Source organism: Streptomyces sp. NPDC088794, assembly GCF_044750545.1.
GTDB lineage: Bacteria > Actinomycetota > Actinomycetes > Streptomycetales > Streptomycetaceae > Streptomyces.
Window position 1 is genome coordinate 159,780 of record NZ_JBIVKB010000019.1, and the last position, 20,137, is coordinate 179,916.

Genomic DNA, 20,137 nt, shown 5'->3' on the forward strand with positions numbered 1-20,137 from the left:
CCTGAGACGAGTTGGAGCACCCATGCCCCAGCACGTGCCTTCCTCGCTGCGTGCCGTGCCACCCCGGGCGGCGCCGCGGCACCCTTCGGCGCCTCCCCCACAACCGCGCCGAATCGTTTTCCTCGCCCACCGGGATCTGGACAACCCGGCGGCCGGCGGCTCCGAGCTGCTGGTCGACCGGCTCGCCGACGGACTGACCGGACTCGGCCATCAGGTGACGCTGCTGTGCGGCGGACCCGCGGCCTTCCGGGACTACCGCGTCGTGTCGGCGGGCGGTTCGTTCGACCACTACCTGCGCGCCCGCTCCGCCTTCGCCCGCCGGATCGGCGACTGCGACCTGCTGGTCGAGGTGTGCAACGGCATGCCGTACTTCGCGCCGGTCTGGCACCGCGGGCCCACACTGTGCCTGGTCAACCACGTCCACTCCGACCTGTGGGCGATGCGGTTCGGCGGGCCGTTGACGCCGGCCGCGCGGCTCGGGCGAAGACTTGAGCAGTGGGCGCTCACTGGCTCCGCCGGTGCGCGGGGAGGTCTGCTGGTCGCGGTCTCGCCCTCGACGGCGCACGCGCTCCGCGCGATCGGGGTCCCACGGGACAGGATCAGAGTCGTGCACAACGGAGTCGAGGAGCCGGGGCCGCGCGGCGATCGGTCCACCGAGCCGTTGTTCGTCGCCGTGGGCCGGCTGGTCGAGTACAAGCGGATCGATCTGCTGCTGCGGCTGTGGGAACGGGTGCGGCCCGTGACCGGCGGGCGGCTGGTGATCGTCGGGGACGGGCCCGAGCGGGAGCAGCTTGAGCGACTCGCCGGTCCTGGTGTGGAGTTCGCCGGGCATGTCTCCGAGGCGGAGAAGCATCGGCTGTTGTGCGCGGCCTGGTTGTTGTTGCATCCGTCCGCCGTGGAGGGGTGGGGGCTGGTCGTCACGGAGGCCGCCGCCCGGGAGACGCCGACGGTCGCGTTCGACGTGCCTGGCTTGCGGGATTCCGTCGTGGACGGGGAGACCGGTGTGCTCGCGCACGGGGAGTCCTCGTTCGCCGCGGCCTGGTGCACGCTTGCCCTCTCGGGCGAGCGGCGGGAGTTGATGGGGAAGGTCGCTCGGGAGCGGGCTGCTCGTTTTCGGTGGGATCGGACCGTCAGACAGTTTCGGGCGGTTGCCGCGGAGGCGGTGGCGGGCTGGGGGTCGTGATGCGGCCTGGGGTGCGTCGTGGCTGGTCGCGCAGTTCCCCGCGCCCCTTGAGGGGCGCCACCCGTAACCGGCGTTTCAAGGATCCGTCGTTTCGGCGCTCCCTCGCCCTCTTCCGGGTCTTTCTGCATGAGCAGGACGACCCCGAAGCCTGCTACTCGCTGCTCGCCCGGGACGCGGTCGATCAGGTCGAGGCCTACGGCGGGGACCTCGCCGGACGGACCGTCGTCGACGTCGGCGGTGGCAGCGGGTACTTCACCTCGGAGTTCCGGCGACGCGGAGCGCACGCGTATCTCTTCGAACCGGACGTGACGGAGTTGGGCGGGAAGCCCCCCGACTCCTCCGTCATCGCGGACGGGTATCTGCTGCCGTTGTCCGACGGGGTCGCCGACGTGACCTTCTCGTCCAACGTGTTGGAGCACGTGGCCGATCCGCAGACGTTTCTGAGTGAGCTGGCCCGGGTGACGCGGCCCGGTGGGCTGATCTATGTGTCGTTCACCAACTGGCTGTCCCCGTGGGGCGGTCACGAGTGGGCGCCGTGGCACTACTTCGGTGCCGAACGGGCCCGCGCGCGCTACCGGCGGCGTACCGGAAAGCCGGCCAAGCACACCCTCGGCGAGAACCTGTTCGCCGTGCACATCGGCGCCACCCTGCGGCAGGTGCGCGCGCGTGACGACGTCACGGTCGTCTCGGCGCGCTCCCGCTACTGGCCGTTCCTCGCCGAGACCGTCGTGAAGGCGCCCGGCATAAGGGAGTTGGCCACCTGGAACCTCCTCCTCATACTCCGGCGGTGTCCCCCATGACGACCACGGTCCAGGCTCCTCCTCCGGCAACCGTCCCCACCGCGCGGGCCACTTCGGGTCCGCCGGAGGGGCCGCGGTCGCGGCGCTTGCTGGTCGGGTTCTGGGCCGTGGCGTTCCTGCTGTTCCTGGTGGCGCATCCGGGGCGGCAGACCTTCGACACCAAGCTGGGTGTGACGGTCGATCCCGGTGCGTTCTTCTCCGATCTCGGGCAGTTGTGGCACGACCAGGGGTCGTTCGGCGGGATCCAGGACCAGTACGCCGGGTACCTGTGGCCGATGCTGCCGTTCTACTGGCTGGCCCATGCCGTGCAGTTGCCGGTGTGGCTGGCCGAGCGGCTGTGGCTGTCGTTGATCGTGTCCGTCGCCTTCTGGGGTGCGCTGCGGCTGGCCGAGCGGCTGCGGATCGGGACCGGCGGATCGCGGCTGCTGGCGGGGGTGGCGTACGCGCTGTGGCCCGTGTTCACGATCGTGGTCGGTTCCACGTCGGCTGCCGCGCTGCCCGGCGCGTTTCTGCCGTGGGTGCTGCTGCCGTTGACCGACGAGCGGTACACCGCCCGGATCGCGGCCCTGCGCTCGGCGTTGATCGTGCCGTTCATGGGCGGGGTCAACGGTGCTTCCACGCTGGCCTCGTTGCTGCCGGTCGGGCTGTATCTGCTGTCCCGGCCACCCGGACCACGGCAGCGCAAGCTGATCGCGTGGTGGGTGCCGGGCGTGATCGTGGCGACCGCCTGGTGGTGGATCCCGCTGCTCATGCTCGGCGTCTACGGCGAGAACTTCCTTCCGTACGTGGAGACTTCGCAGACCACGACGGCCACCATGTCGGCGACCGAGGCGCTTCGCGGGGGCGGTGACTGGGTCGCCTATCTGCACTTCGGGGAGGCGTGGCTGCCGGCCGGGTGGGTCGTGGCGTCCTCGGTGATCGTGATCGTCTGCTCCGCGCTCGCGGCGGGACTGGGGCTCGCCGGACTGGCCAGACGGGACATGCCGGAGCGGCGGTGGCTGGTGCTGACCGTGGTGACGGTCTCGCTGCTGCTGCTCGCCGGGTACGGCGGTGCGTTCGGAGCGCCCTTCCACGGGGTGGTGCAGGACTGGCTGAACGGGTGGCTGGTGCCGTTCCGCAACATCTACAAGTTCCAGACGGGCCTTGCGCTGGCGCTGGTGCTCGGAATCGCCCATCTGGTGGGCGTGGCCGCCGAGCCGCGTGGAGCACGGCCGGTGCGCGGGCGCCGGTTCGCGCCGCTGATCGCCGCTGTGCTGATCCTGCCGGGGCTGATGTGGCCGTACCTCAACGGGTCGATCCTCAACCCCGGTTCCTTCCAGGAGCTGCCCAAGTACTGGTCGACCACGGCCGACTGGCTGGAGAAGTACTCCCCCGACTCCCGCGCCCTGGTCGTCCCCGCCACCGCGCACGGCCTCTACACCTGGGGCTCCCCCATCGACCAGCCCCTCGACGTCCTCGCCAAGTCCCGCTGGGCACAACGCGATTACGTCCCCTTCGGCACCCCGGGCAACCGGCGCGCGATGGACGCCGTCGAGAACGCACTGACCTCCGGGAGTGAAGTACCGGGCCTGGCCGACTACTTGAGCCGGGCCGGGATCTTCTACGTCGTCGTCCGCAACGACCTCGACCAGAACCAGGTCGGCTCGGTGCCGACCACCACCGTCAAACGCACCCTGGAGCAGTCCGGCTACCAGCGGGTGACCGGGTTCGGGCCGGTCATGACGGGCGGGACCATCGCCCACGACTCCCCGCTCCAGGTGGAGGGGCTGTACCCGCGGCAACGGGCGGTGGAGATCTACGAGCCCGCCGACCAGGACGTGCCCAGGCCCGGGCAGGCGCACCTCCTCCCGGTCGCCGACACCGCCGTCGTCTCCGGTGGCCCCGAGTCCCTGCTGCCGCTGGCATCCGACCTCCGCGGCCGAGCCACGGTCCTGACCGGCGACAACCACCCCGGTCTCGGCACCCCCGCGCTCCAGGTGACCGGCGACGGACTGCGCCGCGCGGACACCCGGTTCGGCCTGGTCAGCGCCAACACCTCCTACACGTACACGAGTTCGGAGCGGAACCCGTCGGACGCCGTGCAGGACGCGGGCGAGAAGCCGCACCAGATCCTGCCGACCAAGGGCCTCGACCACCAGACCGTGGCCCAACTGCGCGGCGCCCGCTCGGTGTCGGCGTCCTCCTACGGCAACTGGCTGTTCTCGCTGCCGCAGTACGACCCGGTGAACGCCTTCGACGGCAACCCGGACACTGCGTGGGCCGAGGGCGCGCCCGGCTCGGCGGACGGGCAGTGGCTGCGGATCGGCTTCACCGGCTCGTACGACATGCCGTCCTCCTTCAAGGTCACGCCGTTGCCGCAGGAGAGCGTGCGCTCGGCGGCGACGAAGGTGCGGGTGGAGACGGAGAAGGGGTCGAGGACCAGCTTCCTCAAGCCGAACGGCACCACGCAGAGCATCAAGGCGCCCGCGGGCGGGACGAGTTGGATGAAGCTGACGATCGTCGACTCGGTGGCGCGGCACACCGGTCTGACCGGCGCCGGGTTCTCGGAGATCGCCCTGCCGGACGTCCAGGTGACCCGGCTGCTGCGGCTGCCGACCGACGCGGACTCCTCCGACGCCGCCGCCTCGCTGATCTCCCTGCACCGCACGCCCGACCCCACCGGCCTCTCCGCCACCGGCACCGAGGCCGGCCTGCACCGGACCTTCTCGACCGGCTCGGCGGGGACGTACGAGGTGAAGGCGGGCGCGGTGCCGGTGAGCGGCGAGGCGCTCGACAAGCTGCTGTACCAGGTCGCGCCCGACCAGCAGAACCGGATCGTCGCCACCGCCGACTCCACGGCGGACCTCGGCGCGGGTCTGTCGGCGCGCAACCTCACCGACGGTGACCTGACGACGGCGTGGATCGCGGGCGACCGGCCGACGATCCACCTGAGCTGGAGCGGCAAACAGGCGGTGGGGGAGGTCGTGCTGGCGCCCGCCGGCGGGCTGTCCACCCGCGCCACGCAGGTGGACATCAGCTCCCCTGACGGTTCCACGATCGCCGGTGTCGACGAGAACGGCGTGGCCCGATTCGACCCGATCACCACCGACCGGCTCGACATCACGATCACCCAGACCGCCCCGCTGACCCTCCACAACCCGGTCGCCGACGAGGACTTGAGGCTGCCGGTGGGCCTGACCGAGGCGTACATCCCGGCCCTCGACCAGTACCGCACCAAACAGCCCAGCCCCGCCCGGTCGTTCGAGCTGCCGTGCGGTCAGGGTCCGGTGGTGTCGGTGGACGGCGAGCTGTACCAGACCGCCTTGCAGGGCACCGTGCGGGACCTGACCGAACGCCGGCAGGTCGAGGTGACGCTGTGCCAGGAAGGACGTGAGAACGGCGAGTTGGAGCTGCCCTCCGGCTCGCACCGCGTCGAGGGAGGCGACGGCGGCCCCCTCGCCCTGACCGACGTGACCCTCACCCGTGGGACGGTCACCGAACCCACCGCCGAGGCGCGGGAGTTGACGATCCGGGACTGGCTGGGCGACCGCCGCGAGGTGACGGTCGGCTCGGGCGCGGCCACCTATCTGACGACGTACGAGAACTTCAACGACGGCTGGAAGGCCACACTCGGCGGCAAGGAGCTGACCCCGGTCCGGCTCGACGGGTGGCAGCAGGGCTGGCGGGTCCCGGCCGGGGCCGGCGGCACGGTGAAGCTGTCGTACGAGCCCGCAACGACGTACGAGGGCGGGCTGATCGGCGGTGCGGTCGGGCTCGCGATCCTGATCGGCCTGGTCGTCTGGCGCCGCCGCGTCCCGAACCCCGACGAGCCCCAACCGACCCCGCCGAACCCCGGGTTGTGGCTCGGCACGGTGGCGCTCACGGTGGTCTGCATCGTGATCGCCGGCTGGTTCGCCCTGCTGGTCCCGGCGCTGGCGCTGCTCGCGTACCGACGCCACCAGCTCCTCGTACCGATCGCCTTCGCGGCCCTGGCGGGAGCGGGCATCGCCGCCGCCACGGGGGCCGGGGAGCCGGTGGGCGCGGGCGAGGGGGCGTTCGGGCACACGGCTCAACTGCTGGCGTTGATCGGGTTGTTCGCGGGGCTGGTGAGCGTGCGGGAGCCGTACGGCGGCTACGCGGGTGACCCCGCGAGGGGCCGTCCCTACGGATCCGGATCCGGGTCCGGGTCCAGGTCCGGTGATACGGCGGTGCTGCCGCCGACTCCCGCGAGCGGGCCGCCGCCGGGCTTCGAGACACCTCCGACCCGACCGCTGCCGCAGCGGCACCCGGGCGAGAGCGGGCCGCCGACCAGGAACGGAACGGCGGGCAGAAGCAGGACGGCGACCGAGAGGGGAACGGCGGCCGCGGGTGACCCGGCAACCAGGGGCGAGCCGACGCCCGAAGGCGGGCGGGCGGCCGAAGGCGGGCAGGCGGCCGAAGGCGAGCGAGCGGCCGAGCGCGAGCCGTCGGCCGAGGGCAAGCCCGCGGCACCCGTTCCCGTCCCCCGCCCCGACGCCGGACGGCCCATCAGCGCGCGCGGTCCCGGCGGGCCCGACCCCGACCCGCCGACCGCGCGGATCCCGCTCGGCAAACCCGGGCCCCGGCCCACTCCGCCCGAGGAGACCGGAGAACCGAGAGCGACCGGACACACCGGAGACGCCGCAGACCCCCCGGACCCCCGGCGGACCGACGACGCCCCCGCCGCACCGACCGACCGTGCGCCGGAGGACCGTAGGGGAAAGGGTGAAGGCACATGACCGCACTCGAGCACCCGGCCCGCGCCGACGGCCCGGCGCAGCCGTCCGCCCGCATCCCCTTCCCGCTCGTCGACGAGGTCTCCCGGCACTGTGTGCAGGAGGAGGAGCCGGAGACGGTGCACATCGAGGTGCATCTGCCGGGGCCGCTCGACCGGGACCGGCTGACCGCGGCCTTCGGGGAGGCGTTGCGCCGGCATCCTCGGGTGCTCATGCGTGAGGCGCCCGGTCCCTGGTACCGGCGGCGCTACGAATGGGAGTTGACGGCGGAGCCGGACGTGGAGGTGGTGAGCTTCCCGCCGGCCGGGCCGAACGCGTTGCGGGACGCCAGGACGCGTGCCTTGACGTCGGCTCCGCCGTTGTCGCTGTCGCCGCCGGTCCGGCTGGAGGTGGTGGCGGACGCGGGGCGGGCCGAGGGGAGCGAGGCGACGGACGCGGTCGGGCTGGCGGCACACCGGCGGGCCCGCACCCCGCGAACCGGCGGAGCCAAAGGCACCGTTCTCTTCCTCACCATCAACCACACCGCCCTCGACGGACCCGCCTGCCTCCGAGTCCTCGCCACGGCAGCGGAGTTGTACGGCGGCCGGGACAACTCCCCCGCCGCACCCCCGGTCCGCCCGCCCGAACCGCCGCAGCCGCTCACCGACACCCCCTCCAACTGGTCCCCGCCCGCCCGGGTCGCCCCCGGCACCCCGGAGCCCTCCCCCGGCAACGGCCTGCTCGTCACCGAACTCCCGCTGCCGCACCGCCCCAAGGGCTCCCCGTACACCGTGAACGACCAGCTGATGGTCACCACGGCCCTGACGATCACTCACTGGAACCGGGAACACGGAGCCCGGCCCCGGCCGCTTCGCATCACCATGCCCGTGGACGACCGCCCCCGGGACTCCACCATGCCCATCGGCAACGGCACCCGGCTGGTCGAAGTCCCGTTCTCCATAGAGGAGTTGGACGCACACGGCCGCCAAGGGGACTCCGTCGACATGCCCGCCCTGCTGCGCCACACGGCGGCCCGCACCCGTGCCCTGAAAGCCCTCCCCCGGCCCCAACTCGGCCGCGGAGCAGCCCTCTTGACCGCACCGGTCACCCCGGTGACCTGGCGGGCCGGCGTCACCCGCGGGCTGCGGCGGGCCGCCGCGAGCTGGACCTCGACGACCCTGCTCAGCAACATCGGGCGCATCCCGTACGCGTTGGACTTCGGCGAGGAGGCGGGCCGGGCGCACGCGGTGTGGTTCTCCGCCCCGGCCCGGATGCCGCGCGGTCTCACCGTGACCACCGCCTCCACGGCGGGCCGGCTGCACCTCGCCCTGCGCTGGTCCCGGGCGCTGCTCGGGCACGGCGACGGCGCCCACGTCAGAGACCTGTTCGAGCACTACCTGCACACGACGGAGACAGGGACACAGCCGGAGACAGGGACGGAGACGGGCCCATGACCACCACCGCGGCGCTCCCGCGCGAGCTCCGGGACTTCTACGAGAACCCGTCCGTGCCCGTCGCCTCCGGCACCTCGCGCAGTCTGCGCCAGGCCCGCATGCTGGCCGCCGCGCTCGGCCCGGCGGGCCACGGCCCGTGCACCGTCCTCGACATCGGCTGCGGCGACGGCACCGCCGCGGCCACCGCAGCCCCGCTGCTCGCCGGGCACCGGCTGATCGGCGTGGACTGGTCGCAGGACGCGCTGCGGCGGGCCCGCACCCGGCTGCCGGACGCCGTGCGCGGTGAACTCACCGGCGGCGGGCTGCCGTTCGGGGCCGGAGCCGCCGACGCCGTGCTGTTCAGCGAGGTCGTCGAGCATCTCGTCGACCCGGACGCGGCCCTCGACGAGATCCGCCGCGTACTGCGCCCCGGGGGTCATCTGATGCTGTCCACGCCGAACCTGGCCGCCTGGTACAACCGCGGTCTGCTGCTGGCGGGGGTGCAGCCGGTCTTCTCCGAGGTCAGTCTGCGGGCGATCCACGGGCGGCCCGGGTCGGAGGTGGTCGGGCATCTGCGGCTCTACACCGCCCGTGCGCTCAGCGAGTTCGTCGCCGCGTCCGGCTTCACGGTCGTGGCGGTGAAGGGCGCCCCCTTCCACGGCGTACCGCGTGCGCTGCGTCCGCTCGACCGGCTCGCCTGCGCCAGACCGTCCCTCGCCTCGATCCTTCTGCTGCACGCGCGCAAGACGTAAGGGGGCGTGGCCGATGTGGGTGGGAGTGGCCGCGGCCCTGCTGGCGAACCTTCTCTACAGTCTCGGATTCGTCCTGGAGAAGCGGGCGTTGTCCAGCCTGCCGGAGGTGACGATCCGTCAACCCGCGCGGCTGCTGCGGCTGGTGATCGGCAGCCCGCTGTGGATCGGCGGCTCGCTCACACTGGCCGCCGGCTTCGGCGCGCAGCTCGTCGTCTACCGGACGCTGCCGATCGCCGCCGCGCAGGGCATCTTCGTCTCCGGCCTGGTGCTCCTCGTGCTGCTGTCGGCCCGGCTGCTCGGCGAGGAGACGACCGGTCGCGAACGGTACGCGCTGGGCGCGATCCTGGCCGCTCTGCTCATGGTCGTCCTGTCCCTGAAGGAGGCCGGCACCGGCGCGGACACCGTCAGCCGCAGTGCGCCGTATCCGCTGATCCTGCTGGTGTGCGTGCCGTCCCTGGCCGGGGGCGTGTGGCTGTACGGGGCCGCCGAGCGCCGGGTCCGGCACCGGCACCGCGCGCCGACCACGGGCGTGGAGTACGGCGTCGCGGTGGGCCTGCTGTACGGGGTCAGCTCGCTGGCGATCAAGGGCGTGTCGAGCTACCTGACGACCAGTGGACTCGGTGGTGCGGTCGTCGACCTGCTGCGCTCCCCGTACCCGTATCTCCTGCTGTGCACCGGTGTGTTCGGCCTGGTCATGTCGCAGGCGGCGCTGCAGCGCTGCCGGGCCTCGCTGATCGTGCCGGTGTGCACGACGGTGACCTGTCTGTACACGGCGGTGCTCGGCACGCTCTCGTTCGGCGAGGCGCTGCCGCACGAGCCGGTGCGGCTCGCCCTGCGGATCGGTGGCACCGCCCTGGCCGTGTCCGTGCTGCTGGCCATGCCCAGGCACGATCCCGCGCCCCAACCCCCCATCGGTGCAAAGGAGTTGACGCCCCCATGAACCCCGACGACCCACTGCTGCGGATCCTGGCGTGCCCGCTCGACAAGGGCCCGCTGCATCTCGTCGCCGACGGCGAGATCCTCTACAACCCACGTCTGCACCGCCGTTACCCGATCGTCGACGGCATCCCGCAGCTGCTGCCCTCCTCCGGCGAGCAGGTGTCGGACGACGAGCACGAGGCCCTGGTGAAACGGATGGTCCCGTGAGACCTGAATCGGAGGGTCCAGTGAGTCATGAATCGGAGAGTCCCGTGCGGGCGCCCGCCGCCGCTCCCGTGCCCGCCCCCACCCTCGCGGCCCGCCTCGCCCGGCTGCTGCCCACCCGGCTGGTCGCGGCCACCGCCCGGGCCGTGTACCCGCGCTTCGAACCGGAGTTGGCCCGGCTCGGGGACCTGTGTCCGGCCGACTGCGGGACCGCGGTCGACGTCGGCGGCTGGTACGGCCCGTGGACGCGGCGGCTGTCGCGGCGGGCGCAACGGGTGGTGACCGTCGAGCCGGTACCGCACCTGGCGCGGCTGCTGGCCGCCGGCGCGCCCGCGAACGTACGGGTCGTACAGGCCGCCGCCACCGACCGGGCCGGCACGCAACGGCTGTGGTTCCCGGCCGACGACTCGGGCGACCGGGGGGTGTCGTCCCTGGTCCGCCGCGACATCCACGCGCACGCCCTGCACGTCAGCTGCGTCACGCTGGACCAACTGCGGCTGCGGGACGTCGGGTTCATCAAGGTCGACGTGGACGGCAGCGAGCTGGCGGTGCTGCGCGGCGCGACCGGCCTGCTCTCCCGCGACCGCCCGGCCCTCTTCGTCGAGCTGGAGTCCCGGATCCAGCCGATCGGTCCGGTCGTCACCTACCTCTCGCTGCTGCGCTACGAGGGCTGGGTCCTGCCCGGCGACACCTGGATCCCGCTGTCGTCCTTCCCGCTGGAGGAGCACCAGGAAGGCGCCGCGCACGTCGTCCCCCAGGGGCTGCTGGGCCGCGTACTGCCCTTCCGCCGTCACCCGCGGTACGTCAACTCGGTCCTGTTCCTGCCCGACGGCCGCCGTCCGGGCGGATCGGTGATGGGCGACGATGGGGAGCATGTCCTCCGCCAAGCGCCCCGGTAGCTCGACCGGACCGTCCGGCTCCTTCCGCCCCTTCACCCCGCTGGACTTCCAGCTGGTCCTGCTGCGCCGCATGGCCGATCACAACCCGGAACGGGTCGAGGACGCCCGCCGTGAGCTGGGCGTCTCTCTCGCCGACATGCGCGAGGCCAACAAGCGGTGGCAGGCGATGGCCCGCTCCCCACGCGCGCGTGGCGCAGTGTCGCGCTACCGCTCGATCCTCGGCGCCCCCGAGTCGACGATCGAGCGCAGGATCGGCGACCTGGACTGCGAGGCCCTGCTCTGGCCGGTCCCCCTCTGGCCCGACCTGCGCTTCGAGGTGCTGCTCGCCCCGAACGGCGCCGTCTGGAACGAGTGGCTGATCCGCGCCCCCGGCGCCGAGCCCCCGCCCTTGCGCACCCTCGACGACCTCACCCCCTGGTCCTGCACGGTCGACGAGGCCGCCCGCGCCTTCGCCCCCGCCCGCCCCCTGGAGGGCAGCGCGCCGACCCGCTGGGGGCTGGCGTTCGCGGCTCCGGACGGAGCGGGCGTGCGGCGGAACGTCGTAGCGGAATTCACCTGGGGGCTGCTCCAGCGGACCGCGGTCAGCGACGGGCCGCCGCCAGGATCGCGTCCCTGACCACCGGCACCGAGTCCGGGTGCAGGAACAGGAAGAAGTTCGGCTCGACCAGCTCCAGCTCCATCACCACCGGCTCCCCGTCGTCCCCGTCGACGAGATCCACGCGCGCGTACAGCAACTCGGGCGACTGCGGTACGGCCGCCAGGGCGCGCTCGGCGACCGCGCGCTCGGCCGGGGTCGCGGTCCACGGCTCCAGGCCCGGGTGGGCGGTCCGCGCGTCGTCGTAGGCCGTGCCCGGGGCCAGGACGGCCCGCTTGCGGCTGGCGTGCAGCAGCGTGCCGCCGATGAACAGCAGGGCCCGCTCGCCGGCCGTGTCGATGCCCCGCATGTACGGCTGGACCATCGCCGTCAGGCCCTCCTCGTGCATGCGCGCGAGGTGCCCCAGCGCCCGGTCGCGGTCCTCCGGCGCGTAGCGCGCGGCATAGCGGGAGCCCGCGCCGGACGTCGGCTTGACGACGTACTCGTGGTCGTCCGGGAGGTCGGGGGCGTCGCCCGGCGCGAGGTAGTGGGTGGGGATGACGGGCACGCCGGCCGCGGCGAGGTCGCCGATGTAGCGCTTGTCGGTGTTCCAGCGGACCACCTCGGCCGGGTTCGCCAGCCGGGTGGCCTTGCCGCAGCGCTCGGCCCAGGCCTGGTACTCGGCGGCCCGCCGGCTGTAGTCCCAGGTGGAGCGGATGACGGCGAGGTCGTAGCCGGCCCAGTCGGCGTCGGCGTCGTCCCAGAACACCGCCTCCGCCTCGGCCCCGGTCTCGCGCAGCGCCGCCAGCAGCACCGGGAGGTCCCGGTCGGGGCTGGGTTCGGGGCTGGGGTCGAAGGTGACGAGGGCGATGCGGGGCACGGTGGCACTCCGTTCCGGTTGCGGGACGCCCCTGGTCCTGTGCGGGGGCGCGTCCGCGCAGGCTAACCGCGTTCCCCGCAACCGCGGCAACCCATTTGACCTTCCCCTTCGGTGAAGCCCCAGCATCGGTGACGGAACCGGAAGAGGTCGAGGTGCGCATGAACGGCACGGACATGCTGACGATCGGGGCCTTCGCACGGGCGTGCAGGCTGTCGCCGAAGGCGCTGCGGCTCTACGACGAGCTGGAGCTGCTGCGACCGGCGCGGGTGGACCCCGACACGGGCTACCGCTACTACGCGGTCGCGCAGCTGGAGCGGGCGCGGCTGGTCGCGTGGCTGCGCCGGCTCGGCATGCCACTGGCGCGGATCCGTGAGGTGTGCGCCCTCGAACCGACGGCCGCCGCGCGGGAGATCCGCGCGTACTGGGCCGAAGTCGAGGCGCAGACGGCGGTACGGCGGGACCTCGCCGCGTTCATGGTCCACCACCTGTCGGAACAGTCCGCGAGGGACGTCACCATGAAGGACACCACCATGCTGGAACTCCGCTACTCCGCCCACTCCGACCGCGGCCGGGTCCGCCCCGCCAACCAGGACACCGCGTACGCGGGCACCCGCCTGCTCGCGGTCGCCGACGGGTTCGGCCCGGCGGGCGCCCCCGCGAGCGGCGCGGCCGTGGAGGCGCTGCGCTTCCTGGACACCGAGGAGGTACCGGCCGGCAATGTGCTCAACCTCCTGGAGGAGGCGGTACGCGGCGCGACCGAGGCGGTCCGTGACGTGGCCGACCCCAGCGAGAACGGCACCACTCTGACCGCGCTGCTGTGGACGGGCTCGAAGCTGGCCCTGGTCCACATCGGCGACTCCCGCGCGTATCTGCTGCGCGACGGCGGGCTCTTCCGGATCACGCACGACCACTCGGTGGTCCAGTCGCTGATCGACGAGGGCCGGCTGACACCGGAGGAGGCCGGCGCCCATCCGCAACGCGCCCTGCTCCTCAAGGCGTTGACGACCGGCGCCCCCGACCTGAAACTCCACGACGCCCACCGCGGCGACCGCTACCTGCTGTGCTCCGACGGTCTGACCGCGGTCGTCCCCGAGCACCGGATCCGCGAACTCCTCACCGCGCAGGCGGACCCGGAGGAGGCGGTACGGGCCCTGGTCGACGCGGCGAACGAGGCCGGCGGTCCGGACAACATCAGCTGTGTGGTGGCGGACGTGGTGTAGGAACGGGGGTGATGCCCCCGACCGCCCAGGAGTGCCCCGCGTGACTTCCCCCCTCTTCCCCGCCCTGGCCGCCCCCGATGGCGGGGTCGCCCTGTCCTTCGGCGAGCGAACCCTGACGTACCCGGAACTGGCGGCGGCGACGGACGCCTTGGCGGCCCGGATCAGGGGCGGCGACCGGGCCTCGACCGTCCGGGTCGCCGTCTGGGCCACCCCGACGCTGGAGACGGCCGTCGCGGTCGTGGCGGCACTGCGGGCCGGGGTGGCCGCGGTGCCGCTCAACCCGAAGTCGGGGGAGAAGGAGCTGGGCCACATCCTGGGGGACAGCGCGCCCGCGCTGGTGCTGGCCGCGCCCGGCGACGAACTTCCTTCGCCGCTACGGGACTTGGAACGCATCGACGTCGACGTGCGGGGCACCGTCGGTGATCGTACGGAGGTCCACGAGGAACCCGGCGACGAGGAACCGGCCCTGATCGTCTACACGTCCGGCACCACCGGTCCGCCCAAGGGCGCGGTCCTCCCCCGCCGGGCGATCTCGTCCACCCTCGACGCGCTCGCCGACGCCTGGCAGTGGACCGGCGACGACGTCCTGGTGCACGGGCTGCCGCTGTTCCATGTGCACGGGCTGGTGCTCGGCATCCTGGGACCGTTGCGGCGCGGCGGCAGCGTCCGGCATCTGGGCAGGTTCGACACCGAGGGTGTGGCGAGGGAGCTGAACGACGGCGCGACCATGCTGTTCGGCGTGCCGACGATGTACCACCGCATCGCCCAAGCACTGCCCGAGGAACCGGAGTTGGCGAAGGCGCTGGGGCGGGCGCGGCTGCTGGTCTCCGGCTCGGCCGCGCTGCCCGTGCACGACCACGAGCGCATCAAGGCCGCGACCGGACGCCGGGTCGTCGAGCGGTACGGGATGACGGAGACGCTGATGAACACCAGCGTGCGGGCGGACGGTGAGGCGCGGGCCGGGACGGTCGGCGTACCGCTGCCGGGTGTGGAACTGCGGCTGGTGGAGGAGGACGGCACCGAACTCACCGCGTACGACGGGGAGACCGTCGGCGAGATCCAGGTGCGCGGCCCCAATCTCTTCACCGGCTACCTCAACCGGCCCGACGCGACGGAGGCCGCGTTCACGGCCGACGGCTGGTTCCGCACCGGCGACATGGCGGTGCGCGAGCCCGACGGATACGTGCGGATCGTCGGCCGCAAGGCCACCGACCTGATCAAGAGCGGCGGCTACAAGATCGGGGCGGGCGAGATCGAGAACGCGCTCCTCGAGCATCCGCGGGTGCGGGAGGCGGCGGTCACCGGGGAGCCGGACGAGGACCTGGGCGAGCGGATCGTGGCGTGGATCGTGCCGGCGGATCCCCGCAACCCGCCCAGCGACAGCGAGTTGGCCGACCATGTGTCCCGCCGGCTCGCCCCGCACAAGCGGCCCAGGGTCGTGCACCACCTCTCCGCCCTCCCCCGCAACGACATGGGGAAGATCATGAAGCGGGCGCTGACCCGTGACTGACCGCCGCTCGGCCCGGGAGATCCTCGCCCTGGTCACCGACGCCACGACCTTCACCGAACTCCCCTCCCCACCACGGGAGTCCAAGCCCGACGGCCCCCTCGGCTGGCAGGGCTACGACGCCTCGCGCGCCCGCGCCGCCGAGCGCACCGGCGAGCAGGAGTCCGTGGTGTGCGGCACCGCGCGCGTCGCGGGCACGCCGGCCGTGCTGATCGCGTTCGAGTTCGGCTTCCTCGGCGGCTCGCTCGGCGAGCGCACCGGCGACCGCATCGAGTCGGCGTACGCCCACGCCCGCACCCACCGCCTCCCGGTCGTCCCCCTGGTCGCCACGGGCGGCAGCCGCATGCAGGAGGGTATGCTCGCCCTCACCCAACTCCAGCGCGTGGCCCACCAGTCGGCGCTCACCAGAGCGGCGGGCCTCCCCCAGATCGCCGTCCTGCGCGACCCCACCACGGGCGGCGGCTGGGCCACGCTGGGCGCGGGCGCGGACGTGATCCTCGCCGTACCGGGCGCGCAGGTCGGTTTCGCGGGTTCCCGGGTCCGCCCGCCGGACGCCGACCCGACGGCCTACACGGCGGAGGCCCAGCTGACGGCGGGCGCGGTGGACGAGATCGTGCCGCCGGAGGAGCTGCGGGAGCGGCTGGGGGTGTGGCTGCGGCTGCTGACATCGGCGTCATCGGAGGCGGCATCCCCGCCCACCGCCCTCGGCTCCCCCGAGCTCCCCGCCACCGGCCGGGACGCCGTCCAGGCCGCCCGTGCCCCTCAACGCCCCCGAGCACAGGCCTACTTGGACGCCTACTTCACCCACCGCGCCGACCTCTCCGGTGATCGTTGCGGCGGCACCGACCCCGGGATGCTCTGCGGCTTCGGTGAGCGGGCGGGCCGTACCGTCGCGTACGCCGCGCAGACCGGTACGGCGACGCGTCCGGCGGGCTATCGGACCGCCGCTAGGCTGATCGGGCTCGCGGGACGGCTCGGTATCCCCGTGCTGACGCTGGTGGACACCCCGGGTGCCGCCAATGACGCGGAGGCGGAGCGGCAGGGGGCGGGGGCCGCGATCGCGGAGGTGTTTGCGGCGGTGGCGTCCGCGCGGACGCCGGTCACCACACTGGTGATCGGCGAGGGCGGCTCGGGCGGGGCACTGGCGCTGGCCGCGCCCGGCAACACCTGGGCCACGCCGGACAGTTACTTCTCCGTCATCGCACCGGAGATGGCGGCCGCCATCCTCAAACGCCCGGCGGACCAGGCGGAGGCCACGGCCGATCAACTCAGTCTCCGCCCACAGGACTTGGTGGAGCTGGGAGTGGTGCGGGGCGTGGTCCCGACTCGCCCCGCACCGTAGAACCTGCCTGCCCCTGCCTACTTCACCCCCACCGCCCGTATGACCTCCTGCGTCACCGAGCCGCCCCGATCGTCGCTCGCGGCGGCTCGCAGGGAGATGTACGAGGCGTCGCGGGGCACGGTCAGCGTGCCGTGGCCGGTGCCGGTGAGTCGTACCGGCCGCCACGACTTCCCGTCGTCGTACGACACTTCGAGCTTCTCGTCGCCGATGGTCCCGGTGTCCGGGGCGCCCTTCACGTACTCCGCCCGGATCCCGACGGGCAGCCGCGCCCCACCCCGCACGTCGCCCGCGAGGTCGGTGTCGACGTCGAAGGAGAGGTTGATCAGCGGCAGGAAGGTCCAGCGGTCGTCTGGGGTGGCCGCGGAGCGGAAGGTCCATTCGGCGTGGCCCTTGGTGGACAGCCGCCACCGGTCGGCGTCGAGCGCGGTGTCGGTGACGACCTTGTACGTGTGCTCGTCGGCCGGCGCGTCCCAGGCGTACGCCCCGGAACCCTGCCACCGGTCGACCGACTCGCCGTCCAGATACACCTCCGTGTACTGGGACATGCCGGTCTCCGTGCTCCACACGTCCCCGAACCCGGTGTGGTCGGGCCCGGAGTCGCCCCAGCCGGGCGTGTTGAACTGCAGCTGGTTGCCGGAGCGTTGCTGACCCCAGCCGAGCCCGGTGCCGAGCCACGGATGCCAGACCGGCCTGAACCAGTCCAGCGCGGGACGCGAGCCGCCCCGGTACCGCACCAGCCCGCTCCGCTCCTCCAACGCCCCGTCGGCCGCGGTGACGGACTCGTGCCACAGCTGCCCGGGCCCGGTGGACACGTAGTCGGTCCGCTCGTCCGGATAGTCGATCCGCTCCTGGAACCCGATGCCGATGGGGAAGGTCCCGGTGATCGAGTACCGGAACTCGCCCCCGCCCACCGGCTCGGCAGCATGGAACTTCACTCCCACGGCGGCGAGTTCACGCCCGCTCGGCGCGTACGTCAGGTCGCGGTTCGGGATCGCCCCCGCGTGTCCCTGCGAAAGGTCGTACATGTAGGGCGTGTTGCGCGTCCCGGTCATGTCGACCCGTCCGGCCGCGCGGAGCCGGGCCGCATCGGCCACGTCGACCGTGGCGATCTGCAGCGCCCGGTCCCCGTCGTCGTCGCCCCACCAGGCGTTGAGCCGCCCGGGACGGTCGTCGGTCACGAACAGCGCCTTGGCGCCCGCGTCCTGCGCGGCCCGGGCGAGGGCGACCGGATCGCCCCCGTCGGCGAGCCGCGCGAGCACCGCCCGGCCCCGCACCGCACCCGTCATCGGACCGTCCCCGACCTCCACGAGCGGCAGCCGCGTACGCCCCTCCACCAGCGTGCCGCCCGGCTGCACGACGGCCTCGCGCACGCCCTTGACCTGGAGCGACGGCTTCCCGAGCCGCCACACCGTCCGGTACTCGAAGCCTCCCTGGGTGACCTTCTTCGTGGGCGCCGCGAAGACGCTGTCGTACTTCACGGGCACCTGGACCGCCCCGAAGAGATCGGATCCACCGGCCTCGCGGTCGTACTCCATGAGAAGTTGCCGGGTCTCGGTGCGCCGGTCGACCTCGGCCCTGATCTCCCGCAACGCCCGTCCGTCGAGGGTGACTTCACGGTCCCGGTCCAGCGTGATCTCGGGCGCCGCGAGGAAACCGAGGCCGAGCGAGTCGGCGCCGCGGCTGCCCCGCACGTCGAGGAAGGAGGTGATGCTGAACGTCCCCGGCTGGAGCCGCAGCTTCAGCGTGCCGGTGTCGTCGACGTACGCCGAGGACGGGTCCGCGCCCTGGGCGAGCCGCTGCACCACGAGGTCGGCGGCGGTGGCCGCGCCGACCCGGTCCTTGACGTGGACGGTGAGCGTGTACCGCTCCTCCTCTTTGACCAGCCCGAACGCCGTGTGCGCGACGGGAGTTCCGGCGACGGAGGCCACGATCCGCCCGCTGGTGTTGCCGACCGGCGCCTTCGCTCCGTCGCCGGTCACGGTGGTCGACGCGGTGCCGTGCGCGGGCACGGTGAGGCGGGTGTCGGCGAGGGTGGCGACACCGTCCGGGGCGCCCTGCACGGCGAGGCTCAACTCGACGTCGGAGCCGGAGGAGTTGGTGTAGGTGACGACCCTGCTCACCGGCTCGTCGTCCTCGTACGGCCAGCTGTAGAAGCCGAGATCGGCGCTCCCGGTGGCGGTGACGTCCGCCTCGACGGCCGCCGGGACACTCACCCGCCCGGCACCCAACTGATAGGCGGAAGCGTCGAGTTGCGCGGACGTCGACATCAGCGCGTCCTTGAGCTGCGCGCCGGTCCAGTCGGGGTGTTCCTGCGCGAGCAGGGCGGCCACGCCGGCGACATGGGGCGTCGCCATGGACGTACCGCTCATGGATATGTAGGAGCCACTCCCGTCGACGAGTTGGGAGCGGGCGGCGAGGATGTCGACGCCCGGGGCGGAGAGGTCGGGCTTGAGGGCGTTGTCTCCGTGGCGCGGGCCCGCGCTGGTGAAGTAGGCGGCCTGGTCGGCCGCGTCGACGGCGCTCACGGTGAGCGCGGAGTCGGCGGCGCCGGGCGAGCCGATGGACGAGGGGGCGCCGGTGTTGCCGGCCGCGACGACGAAGAGGGCGCCGGTCTCCTCGGTGAGCGTGTTCACGGCCTGGGCCATGGGATCGGTGCCGTCACTGGGCTCCGTGGACCCCAGACTCATGGAGACGATCCTGGCGTGCACGTCCCGCGCGGCCCACTCCATGCCGGCGATGATCTGGGACTCGCTGCCCGAACCCTGGTCGCTGAGCACCTTGCCGACGGCGAGGGTGGCGTCCGGGGCAACGCCCTTCTCCTTGCCGTCGGAGGCGGCGCCGTCGCCGCCGACGGTCGAAGTGACGTGCGTGCCATGGCCGTTGCGGTCGGCGACCTCCTCGCCCTCGATGAAGCTCCTGCTGACGGAGACCCGCCCGGCGAGGTCGGGATGGCCGACGTCGACCCCCGTGTCCAGCACCGCGACGGTGACGCCCTTGCCGGTCAGCCCGGCCGCCCACGCCCGCGGTGTACCGATCTGCGCGTTGCTCTCGGCCATGTCCGCACGGACCCGCCCGTCGAGCCACAGCCCCCGCACCCCGTCCTGCCGGGTGAACTCCCGCCAGAACTCCCGCCCCTTGTCGGCCTCGACGGCGGCCCCGCGCACACTGTCGAGCACCCGCGTCCGCGTGGCGCTCCGCGGGACGACGGCGCGGGATCCCTTCTTGTACGTCACGATCAGCGGGAGCTCACCGGTCTGCCGGTCGGTGAGCCCCTGCCGTATCAACTCGCTGACGTCGAACAGCCGTTGATCGAGCGTTCCGGCCCGCAGATACGGCAGCGCCTCGTCCGGTACGACGGTGATCTCGCCGTCGGCGGTCTGGGTGCGCACGGCTCCGGTGGCGCCCCTGGGCCGCTCGACGGTGACCGTCTTCCGGCCGCCGCCGAGGTCGGTGACGGTGACCTTGTCGCCGGTCACGAGGGTGACGGTGCGGGCGGCGCCCGCCGCCGAACCGGCCTCCACCGCCGTACCGGCGCCCGGGGTGCCGTCCCGTGCGGTCGCCGGTGCTGTCGGTAGCAGCGCCAGCACGAGCCCCGCCGACAGGAGGGTCGCCCCGCGTCCGACTGGTCCTCTGCTCATCCACGCCTCGCTTTGTCTCGTCGAGCGCCGTCGAGTGCTGCGAAGAGTGTCGGG

Annotated in this window: 14 protein-coding genes; 12 read left to right on the top strand and 2 right to left on the bottom strand. The window is 73.0% G+C overall.

Annotated features, from left to right (window positions below; all coding sequences use genetic code 11):
• Positions 1–22: 22 nt before the first annotated feature.
• The 9 genes from ACIP6U_RS40795 to ACIP6U_RS40835 are packed head-to-tail and all read left to right on the top strand — an operon-like array spanning position 23 to position 11,538.
• On the top strand, positions 23–1,183 hold the full coding sequence (locus ACIP6U_RS40795) for a glycosyltransferase family 4 protein (protein WP_401727814.1): 1,161 nt from the start codon (positions 23–25) through the stop codon (positions 1,181–1,183).
• Complete coding sequence (locus tag ACIP6U_RS40800; RefSeq protein WP_401727815.1) at positions 1,183–1,983, top strand: class I SAM-dependent methyltransferase; 801 nt, start codon at positions 1,183–1,185, stop codon at positions 1,981–1,983. The genes ACIP6U_RS40795 and ACIP6U_RS40800 overlap by 1 nt, the downstream gene beginning before the upstream one ends.
• A complete protein-coding gene (locus tag ACIP6U_RS40805; RefSeq protein WP_401727816.1) occupies positions 1,980–6,719 on the top strand; it encodes an alpha-(1->3)-arabinofuranosyltransferase family protein in 4,740 nt (1,579 codons plus the stop codon). The genes ACIP6U_RS40800 and ACIP6U_RS40805 overlap by 4 nt, the downstream gene beginning before the upstream one ends.
• Positions 6,716–8,149, top strand: coding sequence for a condensation protein (locus ACIP6U_RS40810; protein WP_401727817.1), 1,434 nt, complete (start codon positions 6,716–6,718; stop codon positions 8,147–8,149). The genes ACIP6U_RS40805 and ACIP6U_RS40810 overlap by 4 nt, the downstream gene beginning before the upstream one ends.
• On the top strand, positions 8,146–8,880 hold the full coding sequence (locus tag ACIP6U_RS40815) for a class I SAM-dependent methyltransferase (protein WP_401727818.1): 735 nt from the start codon (positions 8,146–8,148) through the stop codon (positions 8,878–8,880). Before ACIP6U_RS40810 ends, ACIP6U_RS40815 begins: the two co-directional genes overlap by 4 nt.
• Positions 8,881–8,905: 25 nt before the next feature.
• Positions 8,906–9,820 carry a hypothetical protein gene (locus ACIP6U_RS40820; RefSeq protein WP_401727861.1) on the top strand — a complete coding sequence of 305 codons (915 nt, stop codon included), beginning with the start codon at positions 8,906–8,908 and terminating at the stop codon, positions 9,818–9,820.
• A complete protein-coding gene (locus ACIP6U_RS40825; protein WP_401727819.1) occupies positions 9,817–10,026 on the top strand; it encodes a Trm112 family protein in 210 nt (69 codons plus the stop codon). The genes ACIP6U_RS40820 and ACIP6U_RS40825 overlap by 4 nt, the downstream gene beginning before the upstream one ends.
• A 20-nt stretch (positions 10,027–10,046) precedes the next feature.
• Positions 10,047–10,922, top strand: a complete 876-nt coding sequence (locus ACIP6U_RS40830; RefSeq protein WP_401727820.1) for an FkbM family methyltransferase — start codon at positions 10,047–10,049, stop codon at positions 10,920–10,922.
• On the top strand, positions 10,888–11,538 hold the full coding sequence (locus ACIP6U_RS40835; RefSeq protein ID WP_401727821.1) for a hypothetical protein: 651 nt from the start codon (positions 10,888–10,890) through the stop codon (positions 11,536–11,538). The genes ACIP6U_RS40830 and ACIP6U_RS40835 overlap by 35 nt, the downstream gene beginning before the upstream one ends.
• Here the strand turns inward: ACIP6U_RS40835 and ACIP6U_RS40840 are convergent.
• The gene (locus tag ACIP6U_RS40840) at positions 11,504–12,376 is read right to left on the bottom strand and encodes a RimK family alpha-L-glutamate ligase (protein WP_401727822.1); all 873 of its coding nucleotides are present in this window, start codon (positions 12,374–12,376) and stop codon (positions 11,504–11,506) included. The two genes, ACIP6U_RS40835 and ACIP6U_RS40840, sit on opposite strands and share 35 nt — an antisense overlap.
• 158 nt (positions 12,377–12,534) lie before the next feature.
• Here ACIP6U_RS40840 and ACIP6U_RS40845 point away from each other — a divergent pair, with 158 nt between their 5' ends.
• Genes ACIP6U_RS40845 through ACIP6U_RS40855 form a run of 3 tightly spaced genes read left to right on the top strand, consistent with a single transcriptional unit; the run spans position 12,535 to position 16,445 of the window.
• Positions 12,535–13,596 (top strand): MerR family transcriptional regulator, encoded by a 1,062-nt coding sequence (locus ACIP6U_RS40845; protein WP_401727862.1) that lies wholly within the window; start codon positions 12,535–12,537, stop codon positions 13,594–13,596.
• A gap of 40 nt (positions 13,597–13,636) precedes the next feature.
• On the top strand, positions 13,637–15,106 hold the full coding sequence (locus tag ACIP6U_RS40850; protein ID WP_401727823.1) for an acyl-CoA synthetase: 1,470 nt from the start codon (positions 13,637–13,639) through the stop codon (positions 15,104–15,106).
• Positions 15,099–16,445: a carboxyl transferase domain-containing protein gene (locus tag ACIP6U_RS40855; protein ID WP_401727824.1), complete on the top strand. Its 1,347-nt coding sequence runs from the start codon at positions 15,099–15,101 to the stop codon at positions 16,443–16,445. Before ACIP6U_RS40850 ends, ACIP6U_RS40855 begins: the two co-directional genes overlap by 8 nt.
• 17 nt (positions 16,446–16,462) lie before the next feature.
• Here the strand turns inward: ACIP6U_RS40855 and ACIP6U_RS40860 are convergent, their stop codons facing one another.
• Positions 16,463–20,083: a S8 family serine peptidase gene (locus tag ACIP6U_RS40860; RefSeq protein WP_401727825.1), complete on the bottom strand. Its 3,621-nt coding sequence runs from the start codon at positions 20,081–20,083 to the stop codon at positions 16,463–16,465.
• Positions 20,084–20,137: the final 54 nt, after the last annotated feature.

What these genes read in the sequence shown, in the direction of transcription:
- ACIP6U_RS40805 (WP_401727816.1), top strand. Translation starts at nt 1,980, where the DNA reads ATGACGACCACGGTCCAGGCTCCTCCTCCGGCAACCGTCCCCACCGCG.
- ACIP6U_RS40835 (WP_401727821.1), top strand. Translation starts at nt 10,888, where the DNA reads ATGGGGAGCATGTCCTCCGCCAAGCGCCCCGGTAGCTCGACCGGACCG.
- ACIP6U_RS40845 (WP_401727862.1), top strand. Translation starts at nt 12,535, where the DNA reads ATGAACGGCACGGACATGCTGACGATCGGGGCCTTCGCACGGGCGTGC.
- ACIP6U_RS40800 (WP_401727815.1), top strand. Translation starts at nt 1,183, where the DNA reads ATGCGGCCTGGGGTGCGTCGTGGCTGGTCGCGCAGTTCCCCGCGCCCC.
- ACIP6U_RS40795 (WP_401727814.1), top strand. Translation starts at nt 23, where the DNA reads ATGCCCCAGCACGTGCCTTCCTCGCTGCGTGCCGTGCCACCCCGGGCG.
- ACIP6U_RS40810 (WP_401727817.1), top strand. Translation starts at nt 6,716, where the DNA reads ATGACCGCACTCGAGCACCCGGCCCGCGCCGACGGCCCGGCGCAGCCG.
- ACIP6U_RS40815 (WP_401727818.1), top strand. Translation starts at nt 8,146, where the DNA reads ATGACCACCACCGCGGCGCTCCCGCGCGAGCTCCGGGACTTCTACGAG.
- ACIP6U_RS40860 (WP_401727825.1), bottom strand. Translation starts at nt 20,083, where the DNA reads ATGAGCAGAGGACCAGTCGGACGCGGGGCGACCCTCCTGTCGGCGGGG.
- ACIP6U_RS40825 (WP_401727819.1), top strand. Translation starts at nt 9,817, where the DNA reads ATGAACCCCGACGACCCACTGCTGCGGATCCTGGCGTGCCCGCTCGAC.